Origin of the sequence: Affinundibacterium amnicola (genome assembly GCF_014284275.1) — a bacterium.
Taxonomy (GTDB): Bacteria; Pseudomonadota; Gammaproteobacteria; order Burkholderiales; family Burkholderiaceae_D; genus Undibacterium; species Undibacterium amnicola.
On record NZ_JACOFU010000002.1, the window covers coordinates 468,659 to 486,460 of the forward strand.

Annotated in this window: 17 protein-coding genes; 5 read left to right on the forward strand and 12 right to left on the reverse strand. The window is 45.5% G+C overall.

What is annotated here, in order from left to right; all coding sequences use genetic code 11:
• Positions 1 to 74 precede the first annotated feature (74 nt).
• The 4 genes from H8K33_RS06295 to H8K33_RS06310 are packed head-to-tail and all read right to left on the reverse strand — an operon-like array spanning position 75 to position 2,520.
• The gene (locus tag H8K33_RS06295) at positions 75 to 539 is read right to left on the reverse strand and encodes a DoxX family protein (RefSeq protein ID WP_186890134.1); all 465 of its coding nucleotides are present in this window, start codon (positions 537 to 539) and stop codon (positions 75 to 77) included.
• A gap of 55 nt (positions 540 to 594) precedes the next feature.
• On the reverse strand, positions 595 to 1,386 hold the full coding sequence (locus tag H8K33_RS06300) for an HvfC/BufC N-terminal domain-containing protein (RefSeq protein WP_186890135.1): 792 nt from the start codon (positions 1,384 to 1,386) through the stop codon (positions 595 to 597).
• Positions 1,379 to 2,218: an MNIO family bufferin maturase gene (gene bufB, locus H8K33_RS06305; protein WP_186890136.1), complete on the reverse strand. Its 840-nt coding sequence runs from the start codon at positions 2,216 to 2,218 to the stop codon at positions 1,379 to 1,381. The genes H8K33_RS06300 and bufB overlap by 8 nt, the downstream gene beginning before the upstream one ends.
• A gap of 29 nt (positions 2,219 to 2,247) precedes the next feature.
• On the reverse strand, positions 2,248 to 2,520 hold the full coding sequence (locus H8K33_RS06310) for a BufA1 family periplasmic bufferin-type metallophore (RefSeq protein ID WP_186890137.1): 273 nt from the start codon (positions 2,518 to 2,520) through the stop codon (positions 2,248 to 2,250).
• A gap of 227 nt (positions 2,521 to 2,747) precedes the next feature.
• On the opposite strand from H8K33_RS06310, the gene H8K33_RS06315 reads away from it, so the two are divergent.
• A complete protein-coding gene (locus tag H8K33_RS06315) occupies positions 2,748 to 2,966 on the forward strand; it encodes an RNA-binding S4 domain-containing protein (RefSeq protein ID WP_186890138.1) in 219 nt (72 codons plus the stop codon).
• 31 nt (positions 2,967 to 2,997) lie between these two features.
• On the opposite strand, the gene H8K33_RS06320 is transcribed toward H8K33_RS06315, so the two are convergent.
• The 7 genes from H8K33_RS06320 to edd all read right to left on the reverse strand — a co-directional run bounded on the left by H8K33_RS06320 (position 2,998) and on the right by edd (position 12,514).
• On the reverse strand, positions 2,998 to 3,435 hold the full coding sequence (locus H8K33_RS06320; protein WP_186890139.1) for a hemerythrin domain-containing protein: 438 nt from the start codon (positions 3,433 to 3,435) through the stop codon (positions 2,998 to 3,000).
• Between the two features lie 252 nt (positions 3,436 to 3,687).
• Complete coding sequence (locus H8K33_RS06325) at positions 3,688 to 3,891, reverse strand: YjfB family protein (protein WP_186890140.1); 204 nt, start codon at positions 3,889 to 3,891, stop codon at positions 3,688 to 3,690.
• Positions 3,892 to 4,045: 154 nt separating this feature from the next.
• Positions 4,046 to 4,582: a molybdopterin-guanine dinucleotide biosynthesis protein B gene (gene mobB / locus H8K33_RS06330; protein WP_186890141.1), complete on the reverse strand. Its 537-nt coding sequence runs from the start codon at positions 4,580 to 4,582 to the stop codon at positions 4,046 to 4,048.
• A gap of 128 nt (positions 4,583 to 4,710) precedes the next feature.
• Positions 4,711 to 7,467 carry a phosphoenolpyruvate carboxylase gene (gene ppc, locus H8K33_RS06335; RefSeq protein WP_222613313.1) on the reverse strand — a complete coding sequence of 919 codons (2,757 nt, stop codon included), beginning with the start codon at positions 7,465 to 7,467 and terminating at the stop codon, positions 4,711 to 4,713.
• Positions 7,468 to 7,939: 472 nt separating this feature from the next.
• Positions 7,940 to 9,553 (reverse strand): glucose-6-phosphate isomerase, encoded by a 1,614-nt coding sequence (gene pgi / locus H8K33_RS06340; protein WP_390320595.1) that lies wholly within the window; start codon positions 9,551 to 9,553, stop codon positions 7,940 to 7,942.
• Positions 9,554 to 9,875: 322 nt separating this feature from the next.
• Positions 9,876 to 10,517, reverse strand: a complete 642-nt coding sequence (eda, locus tag H8K33_RS06345) for a bifunctional 4-hydroxy-2-oxoglutarate aldolase/2-dehydro-3-deoxy-phosphogluconate aldolase (RefSeq protein WP_222613314.1) — start codon at positions 10,515 to 10,517, stop codon at positions 9,876 to 9,878.
• 149 nt (positions 10,518 to 10,666) lie between these two features.
• Positions 10,667 to 12,514 carry a phosphogluconate dehydratase gene (gene edd, locus H8K33_RS06350; RefSeq protein WP_186890144.1) on the reverse strand — a complete coding sequence of 616 codons (1,848 nt, stop codon included), beginning with the start codon at positions 12,512 to 12,514 and terminating at the stop codon, positions 10,667 to 10,669.
• Positions 12,515 to 12,891: 377 nt separating this feature from the next.
• Here edd and zwf point away from each other — a divergent pair, with 377 nt between their 5' ends.
• From zwf to H8K33_RS06370, 4 genes are all read left to right on the forward strand, one after another.
• Entirely contained in the window at positions 12,892 to 14,349 is a 1,458-nt protein-coding gene (zwf, locus tag H8K33_RS06355; RefSeq protein WP_186890145.1) for a glucose-6-phosphate dehydrogenase, read from the forward strand.
• A gap of 19 nt (positions 14,350 to 14,368) precedes the next feature.
• Positions 14,369 to 15,118 (forward strand): 6-phosphogluconolactonase, encoded by a 750-nt coding sequence (locus H8K33_RS06360; RefSeq protein ID WP_222613315.1) that lies wholly within the window; start codon positions 14,369 to 14,371, stop codon positions 15,116 to 15,118.
• 297 nt (positions 15,119 to 15,415) lie between these two features.
• On the forward strand, positions 15,416 to 16,327 hold the full coding sequence (locus H8K33_RS06365; RefSeq protein ID WP_186890147.1) for an SIS domain-containing protein: 912 nt from the start codon (positions 15,416 to 15,418) through the stop codon (positions 16,325 to 16,327).
• A 117-nt stretch (positions 16,328 to 16,444) separates the two neighbouring features.
• A complete protein-coding gene (locus H8K33_RS06370; RefSeq protein WP_186890148.1) occupies positions 16,445 to 17,284 on the forward strand; it encodes an HDOD domain-containing protein in 840 nt (279 codons plus the stop codon).
• Positions 17,285 to 17,349: 65 nt separating this feature from the next.
• Here H8K33_RS06370 and H8K33_RS06375 read toward each other — a convergent pair whose 3' ends face one another.
• Positions 17,350 to 17,796 (reverse strand): flagellar basal body-associated FliL family protein, encoded by a 447-nt coding sequence (locus H8K33_RS06375; RefSeq protein WP_186890149.1) that lies wholly within the window; start codon positions 17,794 to 17,796, stop codon positions 17,350 to 17,352.
• Between the last annotated feature and the right edge of the window lie 6 nt (positions 17,797 to 17,802).

The window sequence follows — 17,802 nt, forward strand, 5'->3', positions numbered from 1 at the left end:
AAAAAACGGGAAGTTCACTTCCCGTTTTTTATGCCTATTTAAACAAACTTAGCATCAACTAATATCTGGTGCACTCACTTTTGGTATGTTCGGACTAACAAGTGATCGACACTCAACTTACCTGCACCAAATATCATCAAAGCTAACAACAACATACCCCAATAAAAATGGTCATTCAAAGCTGCAGGACATTCCAAGTTCCATAAAATAGGGTACGACGCTACCGCCATTACATTCACCAACAATAAACCAAATGCAGATAAGCGAGAGAGTAAACCCAGCAACAATAAGCTCGCAAATACCAACTCAGCACCAGTTCCTGCATAGGCAGCTAATTCAGGCGACAATAAGGGCACCTGATACTCTTCTTGAAAAAGTGAGATTGTCGATGACCAATCATCTAGCTTACTCAGGGCAGACTTAAGAAACTGCCAGGCAACAAACCCACGCAATCCCAAACTAAAAATATCGCTGCAGTACTTGTGCAACAAGGTATCCAACTGCATAGCCAGTTGATGCGCTTTTAAAAATTGCTTCATAGATGTCCAAAACGATCAAAGTAGAGTTGTTTAGTCGAACATCAATCGACAATCCTTACATATCTGCCTTATAAAAATCACTAAAAGCACCCGCTGCGAAACACTTTGTCAGAGTTGCAGCAACATCAAAATTTTTATCTAAGTCTAAGCCTGCATCTAAAGCTGCGGCCAAGGTTTGGCCTTGCTGCAATAGGGAAAGCACAACAAATTCCACCTGAGTAATCGCAGTGAGCTTAACGATCCAGTCGGGTCGGGTCACGAGTGCAAAACTAGCTGTCTCCAATACAAATTCAATTGACGATTCTTCTGCATCTAAGACCTGATCAAGGTGAGCTGCATAAACCTGAACTGCAGCACAATCAGACTGAAACAAGGATGCAGCTGGGTGCAATCGCAACGCGAATTCGGTTGCAGCAGGCCCGCACGTACTCAAAAAATGTTGCATGTCCAAATTTTCGGCATCCGCACTGTAGTAAGCACGATGTACTTGCCATTCTAATTGGGCAACAGCACTGAAATAAGGATAGGCTTTTACACTGCTTTCTTTGTGTAGAAAATCAGAGAAATATTGGCCGAATAGATTTAAGTCGCCAGACGAAGAGGGAAATTCTTGACCGTAAAGAATCGCGAGCTGGTCAAAGAATTCACTTCCAACTAACTGCTCAATGACTGGGAACGCATTGCGCAAAGAATTACTCCAAATCGCATGCAAATTGCCTCGATAAATTCCAGCACGTTCTGCCAAGAGTTCTGCGTCACCAACAAACAAGGGATCTGGTACTGAAATCTCCTCGGCCAACAACATGGCCGCGAAACGATGCTGGGTCAGTTCGAGTTCGTCATCCATACTTAGCACCATCAAGCTGTCGACAAGCGTTAATCTTTTTGGCTTCATTGAGTAATACTGACAACGCAGGTATCTGCGTATCCCACTCAATCAAAGTTGGAATAGAAGCACTCACGGTGCGACAAAGTTCTTGATATAAATCCCAGACAGCTGGGTCAACACAGCTTCCATGATCATCGATAACACTATGTGCTAATTTCGTATGCCCGGCTAAATGGACTTCACCGATAATATTGTGAGGTAATTGCGCAAAAGCAGTAATCGCCTGACGCGCATCTTCTTGATGATTACATTGATTAACGTAGAGATTATTCACATCCAATAAAATCCCGCACCCTGTACGCTGACTCAGCGCGATCAGAAACTCGGATTCAGACATGACGTCATCTGCAAAACGTAGGTACGTGGACACATTTTCGACCAGAATCTGACGCTGCAAAAAGCTCTGCATAAAATCAACACGCTCAGTGACTAATTTCAATGCTTGGTCTGAAAGCGTCAGTGGTAACAGATCATTCAAATGCCGGCCTGAAATACTACCCCAACATAAATGCTCTGAAACCAATGCGGGCTGCACTCTATCAATTAAACGCTTTAACTTGCGCAGATGTATTTCTTGTGCCGAATGAACCGAACCTAAACCTAGGCCGACACCATGTAAACTAATTGGATAGCGTTGTGCTAATTGATCCAAGACAAAAAGGTCGAAGCCGCCATCACCAAAATAGTTTTCGGAATGGACTTCGAGCCAGTCTATCTCTACCGGTTCATGAAGAAAATCACGATAGTGAGGGGTGCGCAAGCCTATGCCGTTACCGAAAAGTCGTTTCATAGGCTTGCAATAAAAATAGTCGGTGTAAGTTAAGCTTTGGGAGCTGCTAATTTACCACCCATTTTTTCACAAGTACCTGCAGGTACTTTCTTCCATTCATTTGGATCCATATCTTTTTTTGCCTGACCAGCACATGAATGACTGCCGCTCTTTGTTGCACAATCATTTTGACCTGCCTTCGCAATGCCATAGCATTTCTCAGTTTTTGCTGGTGCATCCATTTTTTTTGCGTCTTGTGCCATAACAGTTGCAGAACCCATCAAGCCAGCTAAAGCCACTGCGATCATCGCTTTATTACTCATTATCTTCTCCAAACAGTAAAATTAAATTTGTCTCAATAGATTTTATTGAGACACTAAACTAGACTACAAGCAGTAGTCGGCCAAACCACAAAATCCTTACAAACACTTTTTAAAAATGGATTATTTTTTGATTCTGCCTCGTTTTACACAACGAGTAAAGAATAAAAAACGGATCAAGAAATAGTGTATCCTGCCGATTTTATTGGCCGAATTCTGATTGGATAATTATGCAAGAAATCTCTTTCGCCGTAAGGGGTGAATACGTCGAGTTAAATCAACTGTTAAAGTTAGTTGGATTATGCGATAGCGGTGGCGCGGGCAAAGTCATTGTTGCCAGTGGTGACGTGATAGTCGATGGAAAGCAGGAGCTACGAAAAACCGCAAAAATTCGCCCAGGACAGCAAGTTAGTCTGGGCGATATCACGATTCGTGTTACGACTGAATAAATCTGTTTTTAGAAGCAACCGTGTATTAAACTTAGGCAGGCAGTGCGCTTGCCTTTTCTTTATCTCTGACCGCGATTTGATTAGTGATCATGAATTGCGCGAGCATATTATCCATCGTGTCTACATGATGTTCAAACCAGAGAGGCAACTCTTCTGCCAAGCTTTGTCCCAAATCATGTTCACCAGAAGCATATCGACGCCGCACTTCCTGCATAACCTGCAACACCGCATCATGCTCACCCTGATGACAACCAGCTGGTGGAAACGCAAAATCACGCATCCAATTATTTTCTTGTTCAAAGTGCTCAATAGAATGTGCAATCAAGGCATCTAAACGCTCTAAAAATGGAGTATCAGTCTCACTTAAAGATAATGCAGCGCAGAGCGTGACAAATTCTTGGTGCGTTTCATCCATTACTTCATGTTTTAAACTTAAGCGATCAGACCAAGCCCAATTTTGTGTCGACATATTTTTTCCTTTTTTTACGGCTTAGTTAAATCGTATTAATTTAATCAAGTTCGATAGTGAATTCATAGTGGACGCAATTATTACGCAACTCAAAAAAATTTGCTTGAACTAAGTCAAGATGGATGTTTTCGAAACCAAAATACAAATAAAAACAGCGCTAAAGAGCGCTGTTTAAATGATACTACTGAAGCTATTGAATCGAATTTACTACCCAGTTTTAATTGCAATTATTTTTGCAATATAAATGATAAGCTATGCAGTTGTATTAATATTACGACCCAAATTTGGCGGTAAATTAGGTACATTTGCACTCGAATTCGGGATAGCTTCAATCAATGCAGTTGCACTTTCCTCACTGACTTCAAGTGCTTTTTTCAACACGGCAATACTGACTTCTTGTCTTACACCGACATCAGCAATTGTGGTTGCAGATCTTGCAATTCCAGATACGTCCATGACAATTCTCCTTATCTACAACTTTGTTATCGGCTGAGATTAAGAGTTTCTTTAGGCCTTCCGAAAAAAAATTCAAAATAAAGTGCTCACATAAAAAAATCGATAGACCCTGAGTAATTTGAATTCGCTTTGCGTCGCACTTAGTTTGCACTTATTACACTGAAATAGCGCTGAAATAACGCTGCGATGCTAGTCCTTGTTGAATCCAACTGAGAATTGCTTGTTGATCGTTCAAGTTCAACCAACTAATTTCCTGATCGCAATCAACTGGCCTGTCCACATCAGAAGCAACCGCAATGATATTCGGGTCGTCCAGATAAATGGCTGGCTTTCCTAAGCTAGGCCGATAAATTTCCAACTTGCAGATGTTTGCCCACTTGTAGCCTTCAACCAAAACCAAATCAACTGGATCTAACTTAGACAACAATTCAGCTAGTTCGGGTTCTGACTTCGCCCTCAACTCATTCACGATCGCATAACGAAAAGGAGATGCCAACAATACTTGTGAGGCTCCTGCGTGACGCAGCTTGGCACTGTCTTTATGCGCGGGCTCCAGCGTAACGTCATGATGACTATGCTTCACGACGTTCACGGTTGTACCCAACTTCACTAACTCTGCGATTAGGTACTCAAGCAAAGTTGTCTTACCACTACCGGACCAGCCGACCACTCCTAAAATCGCTGCATACATAATGAAGCCCTTAAACATAAAAGGGAAAGTATACCGAAATACTTTCCCTTTTTTTACGCTCTTACTTGCTATTACTTACTCTTGCTGCGGCATACTTACTTCAAATCAAGAATGCATCCCAAAGAAACTTATCCACTATTTCTCAGCCCAGCCGCAATACCATTGATTGACAAGTGAATTCCGCGGCGTACACGTTCATCTTCGTCCCCCTGACGATAACGTTTCAATAACTCCACTTGTACGTGATTCAAAGGCGACAGATAAGGGAAACGATTGACGATAGAACGTTTGAGCAAGGGATTATCAGACAATAGATCATCGCGACCAGAAATCTGTTTCAGAACGGCGATAGTCAAAGCATGCTCCGCTTCTAGACGCGGGAAAATACGATTGCGCAATTCCTCGTCTTTGACCAATTGCGCATAACGACTCGCAATGCCTATGTCGCTCTTCGCCAAGACCATTTCCATATTCGACAACACCGTGGAGAAGAACGACCAGTCTTTAAACATCGCTTGTAAAGTCGGCAAACCATGTTGAGGATTCGCATCCAAATACTGCTTTACTGCACTACCGAAACCAAACCAGCCCGGCAACATTAAACGACATTGTGACCAACTAAATACCCAAGGAATCGCGCGCAAATCTTCAATAGCTGTCGACTTCTTACGCGATGCTGGACGGCTACCAATATTCAAACCAGCGATTTCAGAAATGACTGTCGATTCCCAGAAATACTGTTCAAAGCCATCCGTCTCATACACCATATTGCGATAGGCTTTGAAAGCGTTTTCGGACAAAGCTTCCATGGTTTTGAGGAACTCTGGACGTGGTGCCAATTCGGTATGCGCGAGCAAACTTGCTTCCATCGTTGCGGCTGCTAAGACTTCCAAATTACGACGCCCTACTTCGGGATTTGCATATTTTGCGGTGATAACTTCGCCTTGTTCTGTCAAACGAATCTGGCCTTGTACTGCACCTGCAGGTTGCGCCAAAATCGCTTGATAACTAGGACCGCCGCCGCGACCAACTGAACCGCCACGGCCATGGAACAAACGCAAACGCACTTGATGCTTAGCGAATATTTCGACCAGGTCAATTTCAGCTTTATACAATTCCCAGCCTGAAGTTAAGAAGCCGCCATCTTTATTACTATCGGAATAACCGAGCATGACTTCTTGGGCATTATTGCGACTCGCTAGCAAACGTGCATAAGCCGGAATGCCGAACAATCTATCCATCGCAGGTGCACTGTTTTGCAAATCGCCTATCGTTTCAAATAACGGAATGATATTCACATCGAGACGAGCTTCAGCCGGATGTAATAGACCAGATTCCTTCAACAACAAAGCGAGTTCCAACATATCGGAAACGCCATCCGTTTTCGAGATAATACAATTCGGCACCGCGCCTTTGCCGTAACGCTGTTGCGCAGTGCACGCGGCGCGATAAATAGCGAGCTCAGATTGTGTTTCATCTGAATACGTCAAGTACGGTGATGCTAATGGACGCGAAGAACTGATTTCGGCAATCAATACTTCTATACGCTGATCTTCATTGAGATCGAGATATTTCAATGACGGGTTCGCCGCTTGCAACAATTCGGCAACCACACGCTCATGTACGTCAGAGTTTTGACGCAAGTCGATAGGTGCAAGGTAGAAGCCAAACACGCGAACCGCACGACGCAAATGACGCAAACGCCCACGTGTAATACCTATCGAACCATTATCCGATAAAGATTGATGAATGATGTCGAGATCCGCGACTAATTCTTCAGCATTGGCATACGCATCGGCAATCCCGCATGGCGCGATCACGGGATCTAATCCTAGCAAGTTCTTAAACGTACTCGCCAAGCGCGCATACACGCCACTCACAGCCAAACGATATGGCTCATCTGCACGATGTGGTGAATGATCTGGCGAACGCTCAGAAAGTGCTACCAATTCAGGCGACACTTTCACCAGCAAAGTTGCCATCGACAATTGAGAACCTAGCGTATGTAATTCTTCCAAATAGAATTTGAATGCACGCGTGGATTGCATCGTTAGAGTTTTTTCTAAAACGCTGGCTGTGACAAAGGGATTACCATCACGATCACCACCTATCCAACTGCCTAAACGCATGAAGCTCGGCAACTCCGTCTTTTCAAAACGTTGATCTTTACTTGCTAGTAGATCTTCTAATCCTGCATACAAATGCGGCAACTCACGCAAGAATGTGTAATCGTAAAAACTCAAACCATTTTCGACTTCATCGAGCACCGACAATTTCGACATACGCAGCATACGGGTCTGCCACAAAGTTAACACCGCACGTTGCAATGCATCTTCGTTCGCACGTGATTCTTCAGGTGTCAATTGCATACGGTCACGTTCATCGAGCAAGCGCGTGATTACCATCTGGCAATTCAAAATACTCTTACGCTGCACTTCGGTTGGATGCGCAGTCAATACAGGACTAACCTCGGCGGTTTGAAAGAAAGTATTCAAATTCTCCGCACCATTCTCACTGGCAAAAAGTGTTTCGATCGTGTGCGCCAAGCTACCGCGACGTGGGGCAGAGCCAGCGATCAAGTGAGCGCGAGTACGGCGGATATGATGTTGATCTTCAGCCAGATTCACCAAATGCGAGAAATAACTAAAAGCGCGAATCAGGTGTGTGGTTTGATCGTTAGTTAAAGTATCGAGCGTATTTTCCAGCTCAGCACGAGCCGCGACATCTGCGTCGCGACGAAAACGAATCGAATTTTGACGTACGGTTTCAATCAGAGAAAATACTTCTTCACCATGTTGGTGTCTAACCGTGTCACCCAAAATGCGGCCAAGGCGGCGGATGTCTTCACGGAGGCTCTGGTCTTTATCGTCAGCGATATCGTTCATGATCGTGTTTTTCAGTAAATTCTAAAATGAAGGTAAAACGAGGGTAAATAAGGAAAACCGCAAGTGTAGGGGAAACCCGTGCACAAAAAAGTCAAAACATCTTAACAAAGCTCATAGCACTACGGCAGGTATATCAGCTTCGTTCAATATAAATCAAATACATATAGCTAAGTTCAAGGGTCATGACTGCTTAACGAATCTGCATCAACTCCATGACTTCTAAAGTTATCGTTCGCTGAATCATCTATCCCTAACTCGCTTACGAACATAGGTATATGCACAAGTTGAGACACGATGAATACTCCTTCCCCTTCAAGGGGAAGGCTGGGATGGGGATGGGTTTCGATCAAAAGTACAGCTTTACCAACGAAAACCCATCCCCTCCCTAACCCTCCCCTTGAAAGGGAGGGAACTTATAGCGTCGCTCAAGCTTGTATAGATACACCGTGGTTTGTTGGAGCGGGAACGTCATTCAACGATGCCGTTTGGTCAAAGCCTTTAACAAACCTTTGGTCGAACTATCGTATTCTTCTTTCACCGCTGTTGGATCTAGACTAATCAATTGCTGCGCGAGCGACTTACCTAATTCCACGCCCCATTGATCGAAAGCGTTGATATCCCAGATGACTGATTGCACAAACACTTTATGTTCGTACAAGGCAATCAAGGCGCCGAGTGAGCGTGGCGTTAATGAATCAAGCAACAAAGTTGAAGTTGGGCGATTGCCTTCGAAGACGCGCGGCGCTAACATTTTTTCTGGCAGATCACCGAGTTCAGCGCGCACTTCATCAATATTTTTTCCCCAAGCCATGGCTTTGGACTGTGCAAAACAGTTCGCCAACAGCGCTTGATTATGACCCGGCAAACCCGCGTCATCATCGGCGACTACGATAAAGTCGGTAGGAATAATCGTCGCGCCTTGATGTAGTAATTGGAAGTAAGCATGTTGACCGTTCGTACCCGCTTCACCAAACAGGATCGGTGAAGTCGTGTAGTCCACTCGCTGACCTTCGCGCGTCACCGACTTGCCGTTGCTTTCCATTTCTAGCTGCTGTAAGTAGGCTGGCAAGCGCGTCATCCGTTGGTGATACGGTGCGATCGACAAAGCCTGCAAGCCGAGGAAATTGATATTCCAAACACCGATCAAGGCCATCAAGACCGGCAAATTTTGTTCCAACGGTGCTTGCGCAAAGTGCAAATCCATCTCGTGCGCACCCGCCAACATTTCCTCAAAACGATCAGCGCCAACGTATAAAGCAATCGACAAACCAATCGCACTCCACATGGAGTAACGACCACCTGCCCAGTTCCAAAATGGGAATACGTTTTCTTCTGCGATACCAAAGGCTTTCGCCGCTTTGACATTCGTACTCAATGCGACGAAATGTTGGCGGATTTGATCTTCAGGGCATCCATGATTCAACATCCACTCACGTGCAGTGCGGGCATTGGTCAAGGTTTCCATCGTGGTGAAAGTCTTGGATGCGACCACGATCAAGGTTGTTTCTGGATCAGCGTTTTCCAAAGAATCGGCGACGTGACGACCATCGACATTCGAGACAAAATGCAGCGACAGATTTTTTTGTGACCACGGTGCTAATGCGATACAGGCCATTTGCGGTCCGAGATCCGAACCACCGATGCCGATATTGATAATCGTACGAATTGGTTTTCCGGTATAACCCAACCAACGACCTTCACGCACTGCATCGCTGAAGCTACGCATTTGTGCCAACACACTATGCACATCCGCCGCGATATTTTCACCGTTGAGCATGAATTTCTCGCCCTTAGGCAAACGCAATACCGTATGTAAGACAGCACGATTTTCGGTGTTATTAATCGCTTCGCCGCGCAACATCGCATCACGGCGAGACTCCACTTCTTGCTGACGCGCCAGTGCTAACAAATTGAGTTTCGCCGTGGTGTCCATGCGTTGCTTGGAATAGTCCAACAACATGCCACAAGCGGAAGCAGAAAAGTGTGTAAAGCGCTGCGGATCGGCGCGAAACAACTCTTTTAAGCTCGGCATATTATTCGCGCGTTGCTGTAACAAACACCACAATGGGGTACGAGAAACTGAGATAGCCATGATCTAGAAAAAACCTGTAAAAAAGTGATTTAAAATCCAAACCTCTCAACACAAAGACATAGAGATAGGAAGAAAAGTCGAAGAAAAAACGCACCAAATTTGTAATGCCGTTCAGTTAAGTTCAAAAAATCGAGGTGTCATCCCTGCGTAGGCAGGGATCCAGTGTCTTTGTGCTTTTACGACACTAGATTCCCGCCTTCGCGGGAATGACAGTTCGTAGGACAGGGCTTAACTAAACGGCATTACACTAAACTGTGATTTTCTCTTGCTTCTTCTCCTTTATCTCTGTGCCTCTGTGCCAAATGGTTTTAATTGATTATTTACCTGCCGCCGCAGCCTGCGCAGCCAATTGTCCAATTGCTGCCCAATCATTACTACCAATCAAATTCGCCGGACACATCCACGAGCCACCGACACACAAAACATTCGATTGCTGTAGCAAAGTCGGCGTAGCTTCCACCGTCACGCCGCCCGTCAAACAAAATTTCACATCCGGAAATGGACCGCCAAGTGCTTTTGCCATTTTGACGCTACCAACGATATCAGATGGGAACAGCTTCACCACGTTAAAACCATGTTCCAGTGCCAGCATCAAATCGCTCGCACCACCTACACCAGGGAAATACGGCAGACCAGATTCTGCAGCCGCTTTTGCCAACACGGGCGTGATGCCGGGGCTGATACCAAACGCCGCGCCAGTATTACGCACGGCATCCAGTTGCGCTGGCGTCAAAATCGTCCCGGCACCGACCGTCACTGTTGGGCAAGCCTTCACGACTTCGCGTAAAACCGCCATCGCATTCGGCGTGCGCAAAGTGATTTCGACGGCTGGCAAACCATTTTCAGCCAAGGTCGTCACGCAACGAATCGCTTGATCAACGTCATCTGTAACCAAAATAGGCAGCACACGTACTTGTGCCAGTTGAGAAATAATCGCGGCTGTCGTCATAGTCATCATGGTCTCACTTCAAAACGGTAAATTATTAAACTTCAAAATTATTAAAATCAAAAGCTTTGGCGCAGAGGTCGCAGAGAATAAATGCAATTTTGATCCAAATCTCCGCGCTCTCTGCGCCTCTGCGTCTAAAGTTTTTCTGCTCTAGTTATTCAAATAAACAAAGTCGAAGCACCATGCTCTGGCGATGTCACGACGCGGCGTTGCGCGACGAATAAATCTCTTCCATAGCCATAACTGCTGTCGATACTCACTGTCGGATTAGTGCGCGCCGCCCAAGTTGCTTCATCAACTAAAGCACGCAATTCACCGGTATGCACATTTAACTCGATCATGTCGCCATCTCGCACTTTGCCAAGTGGACCGCCTTGTGCAACTTCTGGACTCACATGCAAAGCCGCGGGAACTTTGCCGGATGCGCCTGACATACGGCCATCTGTTACCAAGGCGACTTTATAGCCAGCCGACATTAAGCTACCTAGCACTGGTGTGAAATGATGTAACTCCGGCATACCGTTCGCCTGTGGTCCTTGGAAGATCACGACCGCGACGAAATCTTGGTTGAGTTGCCCTGCTTTGTAGGCACCTACTAAGGCGTCTTGCGATTCAAATACTTTGGCTGGCGCACGCACTATCCAGGCCTCTTCTGGCACGGCAGACGCTTTGACAATCGCACGACCTAAGTTACCTTGCAACAAGCGCAGGCCACCTGTTGCGGCAAATGGTTCGTCGACATTGCGGACAACCGCAGGATCACTTGATCTTTCAGGATGGGCAATGAACGCCACTTTGCCATCTTGTAATTCTGGACGTGTCGTGTGCGATGCCAAACCTTGATCACCAAATACCGTCATGACATCCGCATGCATCAAGCCTTGCGATAATAATTCGCGGATCACGAATGTCGGACCGCCCGCATCTTCAAAGGCATTCACGTCTGCAGTACCGTTGGGATAAACGCGCGTCAATAATGGAATCACCGAGGACAATTCATCAAAATCTTGCCAGTCGATGATGATGCCTGCGGCACGAGCGACGGCGATCCAGTGAATCGTATGATTGGTAGAACCGCCAGTCGCCAACAAGGCGATCACCGCGTTCACGATAGTCTTTTCATTCACAACATGACCGATAGGACGATAATCACCACCTGCTTCGGTCAACTTCAATACTTGTTCAACCGCCGCATCCGTCAAAACATGACGCAGAGGGTCGGATGGATGCACAAATGCAGAGCCTGGCAGATGTAACCCCATCGCCTCTAACAACATTTGATTACTGTTTGCCGTGCCGTAGAACGTGCAGGTACCAGCACTATGATAGGCAGCGCTCTCCGCCGCCAACAATTCTTCTTTGGTCGCTTTACCTTGCGCATAACGTTCACGCACTGCTGCTTTTTCTTTATTCGACAAACCAGAACCCATAGGGCCTGCTGGAATAAAGACGGTCGGCAAATGACCGAATGCCAAAGCGCCGATCAATAAACCCGGCACAATTTTGTCGCAAATACCAAGACACAGAGTCGCATCGAATGCATCATGCGACAAAGCAATCGCCGTTGCTTGCGCAATCACATCACGTGAGAACAAAGATAATTCCATACCTGGACGACCTTGCGTCACGCCATCACACATCGCTGGCACGCCGCCAGCGACTTGGGCTGTCGCGTTGAATCGTAATGCCGCTTCTTTAATTTGATCAGGGTAAGTTGCGTAAGGCTGATGCGCCGATAACATATCGTTGTAAGCTGTCACGATACCGATATTCGGTTTCTGCGCCTGATTCAACCAGATTTTAGTCTTACTATCCGCCGCCGCATTCGCATGCGCCTGATTCGCACAAGATAAGCTGGCGCGACGCGGGCCACGGTTGCGCAGTTGTTCTAAGCGCACCAAGTATTCAGCACGCAAAATCTTGCTGCGTTCAGTAATGCGCTGCGTAACTGCATCAACTACTTTGTTGATTGCAACTTGATTTATATTTTGTCCAGAAGTCGTCATAGTTTTGTGGGTGTATCTAATTCGAATAACTGAAAGATAGCACAAAAACAGAAAAAAACTGTAACAAACTTTCAGAAAAGCGATATTTTTCCATTTAAAACATAAAAACCATCAAAAATATCGTAATGAAACTACATTTTTGAAGAAATATGGTTTAAGCTATGGCATAATTTATGGCGTTAAAAGTTCAATTCAAAACCCCTCAACGCAGAGACACCGAGACACTGAGGAAAAGCAAAACAGAGGAGTTCGTGGCTCGTTTCGCTTTTCTCCTTTTAAACTCTGCGCCTCTGTGTCTCGGCGTTGAGGGGTTTAAAAATGTTCATTAATTTCAACAAACGAAATTATTTTTCTAATTAGGATTAAACGGAGTCCACATGACTACTTTTGTATTGTTTGGCGGTACTGGCGATCTGGCAAAACGCAAGATCATTCCTGCACTGTACAGCGCGTTCGTCAATGGACGTCTTGATCCCGAATTTAGTTTTATCGGTGCTGCGCGTGAAGCACTCAGCGATGATGATTTCCGCACCCGCGTTGCGGCGAGCATAGAAACTTATGCGGCAAAAGCGAATGGCACGCCGGAACAATTAGCAGCCTTCTTGGCACTCACGGGTTACTCGAAAATTGATGCAAAAGTACCGGGTGATTTTGATGCATTGAAAGCGCGGGTCAATGCAGACACTACAAAAGCAAAATTATTCTATCTGGCGATCGGCCCTGACATTTTCATTCCAGTCGTCGAGCAATTATCTAAACATGGTCTGGTTGAAGGCAATGCCCGCGTTGTAGTCGAAAAACCTTTGGGTCGCGATGCAAAATCTGCCAAGGAAATCAATTCAGCTTTGCGCACTTATTTAAACGAAAATCAAATCTATCGTATCGACCATTACCTCGGTAAAGAAATGGTGCAGAATTTGTTTGCACTACGTTTTGCTAACTCTTTCCTTGAGCCTTTGTGGAACCGCAAATGGATACAAGACGTACAAATCTCCATCTCTGAACAAGTCGGCGTAGAAACCCGTGGTGATTTCTATGACAAAACAGGCGCATTGCGTGACATGGTGCAAAACCATTTATTGCAATTAGTTTCTATCGTCGCAATGGAACCGCCAGTCAATGCCAATCCTGATGCCATCCGTGATGAAAAAGTCAAAGTCTTACGTGCACTACGCAAATTCACTGCGGATGACGTAGCGAAGAAAACGGTACGTGGACAATATCGCGCTGGTGCGGTCGATGGCAAACCTGTCATTGGCTATCAACATGAACCTGGCGTACCAACTTCCAGCCGTGCCGAAACCTTTGTCGCCATTCGCGCTGAGATTGATAACTGGCGCTGGGCTGGCGTACCGTTCTACCTGCGTACAGGTAAGCGTATGGCAAGTCGCTGCGCTGAAATTACGATTAATTTCAAACCAATTCCGTATTCCATTTTCGGCAAAGGCCAAGGGCCACTTCGCTCAAATCGTCTGGTCATCACTTTGCAACCAGAAGAAAGCGTGCAATTGTTCATGAAGGCGAAAGAGCCGGGCGAAGGCATACGTTTATCCGATGTGGCTTTGAATTTGGATTTTGCTGAGGCATCAAATTTACGCCGCGTGGAATCGTATGAACGCTTATTGCTCGACGCATTGCATGGCGATCTGACTTTGTTTGTGCGTGATGATGAATTGGGCGCAGCATGGGAATGGATCGATCCGATTATGTCGGCTTGGGATAACGATGCCGAAGGTTTGAAATCCTATATCGCAGGCAGCTGGGGCCCAGCCGCAGCAAGTTATTTGTTAGCGCAACACGGAGCAGCGTGGGGCGAAGAGTATGTAGAAGGCTAAGCAGAACATGGACGCGGTGATGGAGACTATAGGACAACAAGTGAACAATCAGATTATTAATCCAAATATCGATGGAAATATTAATGGAAATGTTAATGCGCAATTTCGCCGTTTCGAGAATTTCGGCGAACTGACAAAATCACTGGTGAATGAGTGGGTAGATATAATCGATATTGCCGCCTCCGAAAATCGCCCTGCCGCATTTGCCTTAGCGGGCGGTTCAACACCGGCACCTGTATATCGCGAACTCGATCAAGCCTTGGCACAACGCACACCATCCGATGTGCGCTTGACCGCAACGGATGAACGCTGGGTCAATGATAATGATCCGCAAAGCAATGAAGGTTTGTTCAAAAAATGCCTGCCACTCAGCTATGGCAAACAGTGGAATCTGGTATCTTTAAAAAACGCAGCAAATACACCAGAAGTGGCGATGGAAGCCATCAACGAACGCCTGCATCAACAGTTACCAGGACGTTTTAGTGCGGTGCTATTGGGCATGGGGGCAGATGGTCATATCGCTTCCCTATTCCCCGGTGCTCCCGTGCAAGCTGATGGTTTGGATTGCCTCGCCGCAGTCCATCCGCAAACCCATCAAACGCGGATTTCACTATCCCTACCACGTTTATTACAAACAGAAAAAATCTGGCTAGTGATTACCGGCGACGAGAAGCGTCAGGTATTTGAAAGCGCATTAACGACAAGTCTGCCTATCACCAAGCTGCTAAAGCAGGCACAATGTCAGATTGAAGTTTTTTGGTGCCCTTAAATATAAAGACTGCTTTGGAAAGTCACTAGAGCCAAAACTTCACTGGAAGTGCCTACATGAGATCTAATGGTGTTCAGTTAAGCCCTACAAAATGAACGGTCATTCCCGCGAAGGCGGGAATCTAGTGTCTTTAAGCTGTTACGTCACTGGATTCCCGCCTTCGCGGGAACGACAAATTTTCAGCGTATCCGCTTAACTGAGCGGTGTTTCTTCAAAAGGCCGCTTTTTTAATAAACACGCATTCAATTTGACTTAATTCGCAACACAAAAACGTATAAGACAAAAGGCAATCACAACATGGTCAACGTACTTTCCACTAAAAACACCACGACCAATAATCCTCCTGAAAAAGGATTACTGGCACGCATACGCGTCGCCAGTACTGCACTAAGTCGCGCTGAGCGACAAGTCGCTGATTTCCTTTTACAGAAGCCACACGATGCTTTAGAGATGTCGATACGCGTGTTGGCACAAGTTTGTAATGTCAGCGAACCGACAGTTGCACGCTTTGCGCAATCCTTAGGTTTTGATGGTTTTAAGTCTTTTAAACTGGCATTTGCAAAAAGCTTGGCAACGGGAATTCCTTACTTACATCTGGATGTGAATCAGGCCGATCATGTGAAAGATGTTTTACCGAAAGTATTTGACCGCACAATTGCAGCGCTCATGGAAGCACGCAACACCGCCAACAGCGCGACCTTTGAAGCGGCGGTCAATCTGCTGGCGAGAGCACGTCGTATCGAATGCTACGGCCTCGGCTACTCGGGTGCATTAGCAATTGATGCGCAACTCAAATTCTTCCGTTTTGGGATTCCGACCACCGTATTTTGCGACGCGCATTTACAAGCGCAATCTGCAAGTTTGTTAAACAGTGACTGTTTGGTCGTCGCCTTTTCTCGCACCGGTCGCACCCGCGATTTAATTCGCAGCGTACAACTGGCCAAAGGCACTGGTGCCAAGGTCTTAGTCCTGTGCGCAAGCGGTGGCCCTTTAGCAGAATTAGCCGATGTACACATTAGCGTCGATGTGGAAGAAGATCCTGATATCTATACACCGATGACTTCACGTCTGGCGCACTTAACTTACATTGATGCATTAGCAGTTGCGGTCACACTATTACGTGGCCCGGCGGCGATTGACATGCTAGAACGTGCGAAAGCAAGCATTTCTGAGAAAAGATTGGTCTCAAAATTGGACGAGGCACTTTGATTGATTCTTTTTGCTGCAAGTTTCGATTACAACAAAGTCACAGAATTATTCAAAAATCATGCACTAGTACGGTAATTTCTGGCAAGCTATTCTTATCTTTAAAAAGGGCTAGCTTTTATGACACAACTCAGTCTGCTCCAAGTTACTGACAATCTCAAAGATCTACCTACCCTGCCAGCAGTCGTGATGGAGTTGCTGAATAATCTCGACCAAGAGGATACCGACATCTCCATCTTGGCGAAAAAAGTAACGCAAGATTTAGCGCTCACGGCAAAAACTTTGCGCTACGCAAATTCACCGTTTTACTCAACACTCATTAAGGTCACCACAATACAGCAAGCGATTTCTTTACTAGGTATGGAAACCGTCAAACAAATGGTATTGTCGGCTGCACTCTCTGGCTGTTTTCCAGAAAATAATTGCGAGGGATTTGATCACAAGGCTTTTTGGAAGCATTCCAACGCTGTCGCCTATGTTTCAAAATTAATCGCACGCCGAATGAATTTCAATGAAGATGTCGCATTCACCGCAGGTCTTCTACACGACATAGGCTTACTCGCATTAGTCACACTATTTCCCCAACATTTTGAACAAGTCATCGCTTATCGAAAATCTGGCCTGGCGACACAGTTTGAAGCGGAGAGAAAGATTCTGGGAATAGATCACGCCGCCGTTGGAGAAGCATTGGCGGTGGAGTGGAATTTTTCAGATGTGATGAAAAATGCGATCGCCGGACACCATCAACCAGATCAACCGGGTATAGGATTTCTAGCATCGATTATTCATGTTGCGGATGGCATTACCCATATGCTCAATCATCATGATGCACCGGCAACCCAAACTATTTCTGTTTCTATTGTGTCTTGGAATAGCTTAAACCTGGATCAAGCCTCACTTGACACTCTCATCGAAGAGGCTCGTATTAAGTTTAAAAAATTAGAGCAGACAGATTTATAAATGGGATATTGACCAACTTTTTTCAGCATTTAGGAAAATAGTTGAGATTATTTGCCTAAACGAATTCAATCATTTCGCTGATCTTGCAACAGCAATTCAGTCACCATAACTGCCTGTACTTTATCCGTTTTAAAAACCACGTTGAATTTTCGTGCCAGTTCATTTTGAAACTCAGTCATTCCCTCTTTACTGCGCAAACTCTCTAAATCGAGGGAAGTTAATTCTTTTCTGAACTGTTCGTTCAGTGCCGCCTTATTGTCCTTCAACCAATCATCGTCATCCTTACTCACCTGCACACTGACTGACAATCTCGCTACCAAACCTTGATCATTGACGACACTTTGTTTCAATTCAGAATAAGTTGAATTTGAAATGTTTCTATCCGCAACCCGACTAAGATAAATGTAGATTGCTACGCCCGCAAAAAATAGTAAAACGACGCTAGCTGCATAGATAGCGAAACGGTCCGAGGCAACTTTTTTCTTGTTCTGATTAACTTTGCTTATCGACATCGAAAC